The organism is Ensifer sp. EB106-03-01-XG145 (assembly GCF_058792075.1).
This window is the reverse complement of record NZ_JBYTEC010000026.1, coordinates 39,758-49,718: the sequence shown is the minus strand read 5'-3', so window position 1 is coordinate 49,718 and position 9,961 is coordinate 39,758. Positions and strand designations below refer to the sequence as shown.

General features: G+C 62.5%; 9 protein-coding genes and 1 pseudogene. 7 read left to right on the top strand and 3 right to left on the bottom strand.

Translation table 11 applies throughout. The features are described from left to right. Positions 1–75 precede the first annotated feature (75 nt). Both AC3WWH_RS30950 and AC3WWH_RS30945 read right to left on the bottom strand, forming a co-directional pair. Positions 76–324: pseudogene (locus AC3WWH_RS30950) on the bottom strand (GNAT family N-acetyltransferase); the annotation flags it as partial. Positions 325–347: 23 nt separating this feature from the next. After that, complete coding sequence (locus AC3WWH_RS30945) at positions 348–2,705, bottom strand: Orn/Lys/Arg family decarboxylase (RefSeq protein WP_492377451.1); 2,358 nt, start codon at positions 2,703–2,705, stop codon at positions 348–350. Positions 2,706–2,982: 277 nt separating this feature from the next. Here AC3WWH_RS30945 and AC3WWH_RS30940 point away from each other — a divergent pair, with 277 nt between their 5' ends. From AC3WWH_RS30940 to AC3WWH_RS30910, 7 genes are read left to right on the top strand one after another with little or no spacing between them, the layout of a single operon-like run. Continuing rightward, a complete protein-coding gene (locus AC3WWH_RS30940) occupies positions 2,983–3,408 on the top strand; it encodes a biotin/lipoyl-containing protein (protein ID WP_113399310.1) in 426 nt (141 codons plus the stop codon). Beyond that, positions 3,408–4,805 carry an acetyl-CoA carboxylase biotin carboxylase subunit gene (locus tag AC3WWH_RS30935; protein WP_113399309.1) on the top strand — a complete coding sequence of 466 codons (1,398 nt, stop codon included), beginning with the start codon at positions 3,408–3,410 and terminating at the stop codon, positions 4,803–4,805. The genes AC3WWH_RS30940 and AC3WWH_RS30935 overlap by 1 nt, the downstream gene beginning before the upstream one ends. Continuing rightward, positions 4,792–5,259, top strand: a complete 468-nt coding sequence (locus tag AC3WWH_RS30930; protein WP_058322051.1) for a hypothetical protein — start codon at positions 4,792–4,794, stop codon at positions 5,257–5,259. The genes AC3WWH_RS30935 and AC3WWH_RS30930 overlap by 14 nt, the downstream gene beginning before the upstream one ends. Continuing rightward, positions 5,256–5,966: a 5-oxoprolinase subunit PxpB gene (pxpB, locus tag AC3WWH_RS30925; protein WP_058322052.1), complete on the top strand. Its 711-nt coding sequence runs from the start codon at positions 5,256–5,258 to the stop codon at positions 5,964–5,966. Before AC3WWH_RS30930 ends, pxpB begins: the two co-directional genes overlap by 4 nt. After that, the gene (locus tag AC3WWH_RS30920) at positions 5,963–6,955 is read left to right on the top strand and encodes a 5-oxoprolinase subunit C family protein (protein WP_492377450.1); all 993 of its coding nucleotides are present in this window, start codon (positions 5,963–5,965) and stop codon (positions 6,953–6,955) included. Before pxpB ends, AC3WWH_RS30920 begins: the two co-directional genes overlap by 4 nt. Positions 6,956–6,964: 9 nt before the next feature. After that, the gene (locus AC3WWH_RS30915; protein WP_058322053.1) at positions 6,965–7,732 is read left to right on the top strand and encodes a LamB/YcsF family protein; all 768 of its coding nucleotides are present in this window, start codon (positions 6,965–6,967) and stop codon (positions 7,730–7,732) included. Positions 7,733–7,781: 49 nt separating this feature from the next. After that, on the top strand, positions 7,782–8,984 hold the full coding sequence (locus tag AC3WWH_RS30910; protein WP_058322054.1) for a pyridoxal phosphate-dependent aminotransferase: 1,203 nt from the start codon (positions 7,782–7,784) through the stop codon (positions 8,982–8,984). An 11-nt stretch (positions 8,985–8,995) separates the two neighbouring features. Here the strand turns inward: AC3WWH_RS30910 and nac are convergent, their stop codons facing one another. Next, on the bottom strand, positions 8,996–9,901 hold the full coding sequence (gene nac / locus AC3WWH_RS30905; RefSeq protein ID WP_058322055.1) for a nitrogen assimilation transcriptional regulator NAC: 906 nt from the start codon (positions 9,899–9,901) through the stop codon (positions 8,996–8,998). Positions 9,902–9,961: the final 60 nt, after the last annotated feature.

The window sequence follows — 9,961 nt, the reverse complement described above, 5'->3', positions numbered from 1 at the left end:
AATCGCAGGCGAAAGACGCCAACAGCCATCAGGCCGCGCCGCCGATCACCAAATCAGCGGTAATTCGAGGTCTCCAGGTCGCTTGCGAAACAGTACGACATAGGCGTAGCCGACCACTGCGCCCTCCTTGATCGCGACAAGGTGCGGGAAGCGGCGGCTCTTCAAGTTCTTCCGCCGCTCGCGCAGATCGTCCGGCTGCGGCGTGTCGCCCTCGTCCACACCCTCCTCGATGCCGCGGCGAATGTGGCGGCGATAGATCGCCAGCATCGCGTCCACGTCGCCGTCCCGCGACGGGCGAATGACGATTGACTTGTCCTGCGGCATGAGGGATCCGAAATTCCTAAATCCTATTCGGCGACGACGTAGGTATGAAGTCGTACGCGGCCCGATGCGTCCGTTTCACGGTAGAGACCTTGGATCTCGACGTCAAAGCCGGGAAACGTGTTGAAACAGGCTTCGAACATCTTGAGGTATTCGATCATTGGCTGCGCACGCTCGGTCAACCGCTCGCCCGGCACGATGGTGGCGATCCCCGGCGGATAGACGACGAAAGGCGTCGTTGCGATCCGTCCGGCGATGGCGTCGATCGGAAGATAGTCCACATCGTTGCGCACGAGGCAGCGCGCCGCGTCGTGGGGCGAAAGGGCGATATCAGGCAGGTGCGCTTCGGAAAATTGCTTCGCCTGCAGCGCGCTGACATTGGCGTCGCGGAAGAAGCGATGCATATCGCCGCACAGGTCTCGCAACCGCACGCCAGCGTAACGACCGGGCCGGCGACGATAGAATTCCGGGATCGCCTCTTCCAGAGGCGCATTGTCGTCATGAAGCCGCTTGAAAGCGACAAGGCCGCTGATCAATGTGCCCGCCTTGCTTGCCTCGACGCCGGGCGTGAGCAGGAACAGCAGGGAATTCAGGTCGTTCTTTTCCGCGACGATCCGGTTCTCACGCAGGTATTGCGCGACAATCGGCGCCGGAATGCCGTGCTCGGCATATGCGCCGGTCGCTCTGTCGAATCCGGGCGTGAGCAGCGTGAGTTTGTTGGGATCGGTCATTGCGAAGCCCGGCGCCATATCGGAAAAGCCGTGCCACGCAGCACCTGGGGCGAGGTGCCAGAAGGCCGGGTTGGTGGCGAGCTGATCGGTGGCAACACTCTCCCAGGGCACGTCGTGCACCGCTCCAGGGCTTGCCACATCCGGCATCGCCACACGGTCCGGCACGAAGGGCTCGAAAAACCAGCGGCGCTCGGGCCGACGCTCCTTCTCCTCGAACTCCCGGCGCACGGCCCGTATCTTCTTGCGCAGTTCGATGCCGAGGCGGATCGTATCGTCCCACAGCACTTCGCCAGAGCGGCCCTTCATCATCTGCGCGCCGACGTCCAGGGAGGCGAAGAGCGGATAGAAGGGCGATGTCGACGCGTGCTGCATGAAACTCTCGTTGAAGCGCCGGTGTTCGACCCGGCGCTTCTGGCCGGTGATGTGCCGATCCTTCATGTGGATCTGCGAAGCCTGTGAAAAGCTCGCAAGCTGCTTGTGCGTGGATTGCGTGGCGATGATGCCCGGCGCTTCGGGTCCGAGTTCTGCAAGGCCCATGGCAAAACGACCGGCATAGAGCGGATGAAACTTCATGAAGCCCGCCCAGGCCTCGTCGAACAGGATGTAGTCGCACAGATGCCCGATGGCCTTCAGGATCATCTCCGCATTGTGGATCGTGCCATCATAGGTGCACTGTTCCACCACCGCCACCCGAAACGGGCGCGGCTTTTGCCAGGCGTTGGGGTCCTTGACCAATGGGTGGGTGCGGATGCGTTCCCGCAGCGTCTCCTCGTTCAGGGAGCCAAAATCCATGGGCCCTATCAGGCCATGGGCGTTTCGCGCGGTCGGCACATAGACCGGGATACCGCCGGAGATCATCAGCGCGCCGTGATGGGCTGCCTTGTGGTTGTTGCGGTCGAACAAAACAAGGTCGCCATCGGTGACGAGGGCGGAGAGCGCGACCTTGTTGGAGGTCGAGGTGCCGTTGAGGACGAAATATGTCTTCTCCGCGCCAAAAATCTTGGCGGCTTCCTTCTGCGCCGCGAGCGCCGGGCCCTCATGGGTCAGGAGATCGCCGAGGTCGAGCACGGAATTGTCGAGATCGTCGCGGAAAACCGCTTCGCCCAGATGCTCCATAAACACGCGGCCGACCGGGCTGCGGCTATAGAACACGCCCCCATTATGACCGGGACATGTCCAGAGCTGGTTGCCTTCCTCGGCGTAATCCACCAGCGCGCCAAAGAAAGGTGTCTTCATCGTCTCGGCATACTGCTTGAGGCGGCTGATGAGATTCTTTGCGATGAAGGCGGGGGTCTCCTCGGACAGGAAGACATAACCGTCGATGAAGTCGAGCACTTCTACCGGCACATCCTCGAAGCGCTTGCGGCGGATCAAGAGAATGATCGGAAATTCGAGACCTCGGCGGCGCATCAGATTGATGAGGGAGGCTGTCTTGCCCTCCATGCCCTTCTTGCCCCAATCGACCATCATGCAACCGATGGCCGCGTCCGTCTGGACGGCGATTTCGGCGTCTTCAAGATTGCGTGCGCGCACCACCTCGAAACCGGACCGTTCGATCTCCTCAACGATCTGGTGGTAGCGGGCCCCCTCCAGGTCCTCGCTGTCGAAGGCGGGTGTCGCGAACAAAAAGGTGAAGCGCCTGAAGTAGTCCATCTGAGCCTCCGCCATCTATACGCAGCGAGTTGTTCGTGTGTTTCGTGACGATGTTGTGACGGCGGCCCGGATTATCTGTGATCTTCGAAACCAACTCGTGCGGGCCATTCGTCCAAGAGTCCTCGTGGAGCAGCGGGAGAGGGAGCGGTGGTTCTCTCTATTCAAAGTTTGTCTGCCCCCATCAAACGGGATGCTGTGTAAGATTTCCCCAACTGCACCGGACGGATCACGGCTCTCAGGACCGCACCCCGGTGACCTTCGTTCCGTGGGGAAAACAATGGATCTGCAAAAGATCAAGACGCTTCTCGACTTTGTCGGGCGTTCGCGTGTCTCGGAGCTGGCAGTCAGCGATGCGGACACGACTGTCGTCATTCGCAATCCGGTTCGTGTAGCCGACCTGGAAATCCCAACCACCGTGCAGGCAACGCCAACGACGGTCGAGCCGCCAAGGTTGGACGACCAGCCGCAAACGCAGCTTGTTCGTGCTTCGACCTCAGGCATCGTACATCAGTCAAACAGCCCGGGATCCGCTCCAATCGTGGCGGAAGGCGATCCGGTAGAGGTGGGTCAGGCTCTCTGCATCGTGGAGGCGATGAAGGTCTTCACGACCATCTCGGCTCCGTTCGGCGGTATCGTCAAACGCATCTTCTTTGCGGACGGCCAGGAGGTCGCCTTTGGCGACCCGCTCGTGGAGATCGGGTGATGGACGCGTCTTTCGAGGTCACCCGGAAAACCGGTCATCCATTCCAGTCCGTCCTCATCGCCAATCGAGGAGAAATCGCCGTCCGGATCGAACGGGCCTGCAAGGAACTCGGCCTTCGCGCGATCCGTGTTGCATCCGAGGCAGATAGGGCCGGCGCGGCAGCACCGGGCGAAGGCGGTCCGCTTTCGATCGGGCCGTCCGCACCAGCCAGGAGTTATCTCAACCAGGCGGCGATCCTCCTTGCTGCGCGTGTGACCGGCGCGGAGGCGATCCATCCGGGTTACGGGTTTCTCTCGGAGAATGCGGAATTCGCCGAAGCGGTCGAAAGGGCCGGACTGGCTTTCGTTGGCCCGCCGGCCTCGGCAATCCGCATCATGGGCGACAAGATCGCCGCGAAGCGCGCGATGATGGCGGCCGGCGTCCCTTGCGTGCCGGGACCGGGCGAGCCTCTACCTGATAACATAGATGCCGTGCGCGCCACCGCTGAGGCCATTGGTTACCCGGTCATCGTCAAGGCGGCCGGCGGCGGCGGCGGGCGGGGCATGCGCGTCGTGCGCGATGGCGCCGATATAGCCGATGCGGTCGCGATCACGCGCGAGGAGGCGCGCCGCGCCTTCGGCAAGCCTGAGCTCTACGTGGAAAAGTTTCTGGAGCACCCGCGCCATGTCGAATTCCAGGTGCTCTGCGACAATCACGGCAATGCAGTCTGGGTTGGTCATCGCGATTGCTCCGTTCAGCGACGGCACCAGAAGGTCGTCGAGGAGGCGCCGGCACCCGGTATTGCACCGGAACTCGCAGAGAGGATCGGCGCGCGGTGCGCGGAGGCCTGCCGGCAGATCGGTTATCGTGGGGTTGGGACCTTCGAGTTCCTTTACGAGCACGGCGAGTTCTACTTCATCGAAATGAACACCCGGCTCCAGGTCGAACATCCCGTGACGGAGGCGACAGCGGGCGTCGATCTCGTGCACGAGCAGCTGCGTTCGGCCCAGGGCGACGTGCTCGACACGCGCCGTTTCCGCGGAGAGGCGCAAGGACACGCCTTCGAATGCCGTATCAATGCAGAGGACGCGACCACTTTCGTGGCCGCTCCCGGCCGCATTTCAGCGGTTCGTTTTCCAAGCGGACCGGGCATTCGCGTCGATACCCACATCTCGGCCGGATACCGGGTTTCCCCATACTATGATTCCCTGATTGCCAAGCTGATCGCCCACGCCCCGACCCGCGACGAGGCGATCCGGCGCATGCAGGTCGCGCTTTCGGAAACCAGGATCGAAGGCATCTCCACCAACCTCCCGCTGCACGAAAGGATCTTTGCAGATCCGGATTTCATGCAGGGCTGCGTCGATATCCATCATCTTGAAAAACGTTTGAGGGAGGAAGCCGGTGTCAAGGCGTGACCACTCGTCAGGCAGATCCGGGATCGGTGATTTCTCCGATCCGGCCCTCATCTCCACTCTGACCACCTGGCTTGGCGCTTCCGGCGCGAGCGAGTTGGAGATCAGCACGAAGGACGGCCACGCCTTGAAGATCGTGCTGGCCCCCGACACCAGCCCTGTCGAGCGTCGTCAAGAGGCTCAGGATGTGACCTCGTTGGTGCCCGAAGGCCGGGCCGTCAAGGCGCCGCTTGCCGGGGTTTTTCGCGACCGACATCCCGCTGGATCAGACGCTTCACCGCTTGCCGGTGAGGGCCGAGCGCTCGAAGCCGGCGATATCGCCGGTTTTGTCGAGGTCGGGCCCATCCTCGTCCCGGTGGTCGCGCCGGCAACCGCGATCGTCGCAGGCGTTCATGCCCGTGCCGGAGAGTTGATCGGCTACGGAGATCCCGTTTTGACCATGGAACACGCCCAATGAGCCTCCTGCAACAGGCCCCGTTCCCGTCGCCTGCCTCAATCGTCCCGAATACCGAGGCGCTGGCGAAGATTTCCTTCATCGGCACGCGTGCCTTTCTGCTCGAAGCACCCGGGGCCTTCGACCTGCCGAACCAGAGGCGCATCTGGGCGCTCTCCCGCGCGCTCGAGACGCACGAAGACGTCGCCGAAATCGTTCCTGGCATGACCAACCTGTTGGTCCTCTTGAAGGAGACCCCGGACGATCCGCAAGCGGTCGTCCGGCACCTGCAGGACGAATGGCAGCATTCGCAGGGCATCGAACTTGCCGGTCGGCAAATTGAAATCTCCGTCACCTATGGCGGCGAACATGCCACCGACCTGCCGGCGCTCTGTGACCTCAGCGGTCTCAGCGACCGGGAAGTCGTACGTATTCATCACGAAGGCATCTATCGCGTCTTCGCTCTCGGCAGTGCGCCGGGCTTCGGGTACCTGCACGGGCTTGATCCACGCATCCACATGCCGCGAAAGACCGTGCCCTCGCTCAAGATGGCGCGGGGCTGCGTCACGATCGGCGGCATGCAAACCGGTGTGGCCGTGCTGACCGGCCCGAACGGATGGAATTCGATCGGCTTTGCCGAACTTCAGATGTTCGATCCGCTGGCTGCAGCGCCCGCCTTGATGGCGCCTGGCGATACCGTGCGCTTCCGCCCTGAAAGGATCGAGTTGTGATCGAAATCCTCGAAACCGGCCCGCTGAACACTGTCCAGGATCGGGGGCGTCCGGGCTATCGGAATATCGGGGTCACGGCCTCAGGAGCAATGGACCCCCTGGCACTGGAGATCGGCAACATTCTCCTTGGCAATGCGCAGGGTGCCGCCGTCATCGAGGTCCAGACTTTCCCCTTCCGGCTATGTTTTGCCAAGGGTGGCGCATTCGCGCTTACGGGTGCCGATTGCAGGGCGAAGCTCGATGGTGTCGCCCTGCCGCCCTGGTGGGCTGCGGAAGCTGAGGCCGGTCAGGTGCTGGAGCTCTTCCCGCCGCTTCGCGATGCGCGGGCCTATATGAGCCTGGCTGGCGGCGTCGACGTGGCGCAGGTGATGGGATCGCGCAGCACGTCGTTGCGTGGAAGCTTCGGCGGGCTTGCGGGCAGGACCCTTGCCGCCGGCGACGGCATCGCGACCGGTCCGGTTGAACCCGCTGTCCTGCCGAAAGGTGGTTTAGGCGTTGTGCCGCCAGCGGTTGCTTTGAAGGATGTGTTTCCTGTCGACGAACACGGTGCGCTTCTCATTCGCGCACTCCCGGCCGGCGAACACGACCTCTTCGGAGCCGACGCGGACCGGTTCTGGCGCCAGCCGTGGAAGATCTCGGCGCGCAGCGACCGCACCGGCTACCGTCTCAGCGGAGATCCGATCCATGCGGTGGAGGTGGTGGAGATGCGTTCGCACGGCGTCGTGCCCGGTGTCATCCAGGTGCCGCCTTCAGGCGAACCGATCGTCCAGATGAGCGATGCCAACACGGCCGGAGGCTATCCGAAGATCGCCGGCGTCATCGAGGCGGATCTCTGGCGGATGGGGCAGGCTCGCATCGGTTCGACGCTGCGTTTCGTGCCGGCCACGCACGCTGAGGCTCGGGCCATTGAGAAGGCGCTCGCCGCCTATGTCGAAGACATCAGAAATACCGCGCGCCTCGTCCGCAAGGCGCTCGCCGCCATGGCTTAGGAGACATTCATGAAGGTGGATCTCAATTCCGATATGGGCGAGGGCTTCGGACCCTATTCGCTTTGCGACGATGAGGCGATGATGGATGTCGTGACCTCTGCCAACGTCGCCTGCGGCTTTCATGCCGGCGACCCGGAGACGATGGCCCGGATGGTGCGTCTCGCACGGGCGAGGGGAGTTGATGTCGGTGCACATCCGGGCTTGCCGGACCGGCAAGGTTTTGGCCGCCGCGAACTGCCCTTCGCTCCTGATGAACTGCGCCAGCAGATGCTCTACCAGCTGGGCGCGCTGATTGCGATCGCCCGCGCGGAAGGTGTGCGCGTCTCCCATGTCAGTTTTCATGCTGCAATGGGCAACATGGTCAATCGCGACCCGACCCTGGCGGCTGCGATGATGGCGGCGATCCGTGCGGTCGATCCCGAATTGATTGTCTTTGGCACGTCCGGCAGCACCATTGAACGGGCGGCGCTCGATGCCGGGCTCAAGACGCTGACCCTCTTCCTTGCGGACCGCGCCTATGACGCCGAAGGCAAACTCGTGCCGCGTGGCAAGCCCGGTGCCCTCGTCAAGGAGGAGGCCCTGGTGCGCGCAAGGGTACGGCAGTTTCTGATCGAGGGGACCGTAACCGCCATCGACGGGACCGTGATCCCCATGCTGGCTCGTTCCATCCTCGTGCACAGCGATACGCCGGGTTCGCTCGAACTTGCCAGTACCGTCCGCAGCGAAATCGAGGCGGCTGGCGGCGTGGTCACGCCCGTCTCCAAGCTTCTGGGTTGAGCCCTCGCACACTGCAAAACCTTATCCGTCCCTATCGAAAGCAACGACCATGCCCGCTATTGCCGACCGCCTGAAGAACGTTTCCGTTTCCGCTTCTGCCGCCATGAGCCAGCGCGCCCGCGACCTTGCGGCAATCGGCGTCAAGGTCATCAGCCTCTCCTCCGGCGAGCCCGATTTTCCGACGCCCGCCAACGCCGTCGAGGCGGCCCATGCCGCAGCTCTTGCAGGCGACACGAAGTATCCACCACTCGACGGAACGCCCGCACTTCGGCAGGCCATCGCCCGCAAGTTCAAGCGGGACAACAACCTCGACTTCGATCCCTCCGAGATCGTTGTGGCCGGCGGCGGCAAGCAGATCATCTTCAACGCCGTCCTTGCCACCTGCAATCCCGGCGACGAGGTCGTCATCCCTTCGCCCTCATGGATCAGCTATGCGGATATCGTGAAATTCGCCGGCGCGGTACCGGTGCCGGTCGATTGCCCGCAACAGAACGGATTCAAACTCAGGGCCGAAGACCTCGAAGCCGCGATCACGCCGCGCACCAAGTGGCTGTTTCTGAACTTCCCGAACAACCCGACCGGTGCTGCCTGCTCACGCGCCGAGATGAAAGCAATTGCCGAGGTGATGCTCAGGCACCCGGATGTCTGGATCATGACCGATGACATGTACGAACACCTGATCTACGACGACTTCGAGTTCTGCACTATTGCCGAAGTCGAACCGCGCCTTAGGGATCGCGTGCTGACGGTCAACGGTGCTTCGAAAGCCTATGCGATGACCGGCTGGCGTCTTGGTTTCTGCGGCGGTCCGAAGGACCTGATCAAGGCGATCAGCAACGTCAACGGCCAGAACAGCGGCGGTACGTCGACGATCACGCAGGCCGCTGTTGCCGCCGTGCTGGACGGACCGCAGGACATCCTTAGCGAACGGGCGGCAATCTACAGGAAGCGGCGCGACTTCGTGGTTGAGCGGCTGGGCGCAATCGAAGGGATCCGCTGCCATAAGCCGGAAGGTGCATTCTACGTTTTCCCGAACATTGCCGAGCTCATCGGCCGGACCAGCAAGAAAGGTCGCAGGATCGAGAACGACACGGATTTCGTATTGGCGCTGCTCGACGAACATCACGTGACGACCGTGCAGGGGGCTGCCTACGGCATGAGCCCGTTCTTCCGCATTTCCTATGCCACCAGCATGGAACAGCTGAGCGAGGCCTGCGACCGCATCGCTGATTTCTGCGCCGGTTTGAAGTAAACGCTCAGCAGTTAAACCTTGAGGCGGGCGGTGAGCTCCATGAGGATAGATCTCACCGCCAGTGCCGGCTCCGACAGTTCGCTCTGATCGGAAACACAGAGCGAAAGGGTCTCTTCGATCTTCGGCGTGACCATGCGCGAGACGAGAGGTTCCGGCGACTCTGCAATGATCCGTTCAGCTATGGCGCGTGGCATGATGGTCGCCCCGACCCCGCCGCTGACGGCGCGCGCGAGTGTGCGGACGATCTCGACCTCGGCCACGACATTCAGCGAGAAGCGGGCGCGCGTGAAGGCAAGGTCGATCGCCCGGCGCACGAAATTGTAGGGCGGCGGCAGGAGCAGCGGAACGTCGTTGAGAGAACTCAACGGCAGCGGCGCGTCACCCGGTTCGATGCCGAAATCGCGGTGCGCCACAAGGTGAAATTCTTCCACGAACACAGGCTCGAACCGAACACCCTTGATGGGTCCGGTACCATGGATCAGTGCCATTTCCAGCCGGCCATTCATGATCATCTGGCTGTAGGTCTGACCCACACTTTCGGTCAGATGCAGTAAGATGCCGGGATGGCGCTTACGCGTTTCTGTCAACAGCTCGACGGAGAGCGTGGCCGCACTCGAAAAGGGCACGAGACCAACCGAGACGCGTCCGACAAGCGTATCGCCGGCTGCCTTTACGTCCGCCTGTGCCTGGTCCATTTGCCGCAGGATGATTTGGGCGTGACGGTAAACGGCCTTGCCGGCCTCGGTCATCGAGACCCCCTGCTGGCTGCGGATCAGAAGCTTCTGGCGGAAATGGTCTTCCAGCGCGGCAAGCTGCTGGCTGAGGGCCGGTTGGGCGATGTGGAGAACGTCGGCTGCCCGCGTGATGCTACCGGTGTCGACGATGACGATGAAGGATTTGAGACGCCTGATATCCATATGCCCTGCCTGCCTGTTCGCCCCAGATGTTACAGAGCAACGGGCTCGCCGCAAGTCCAT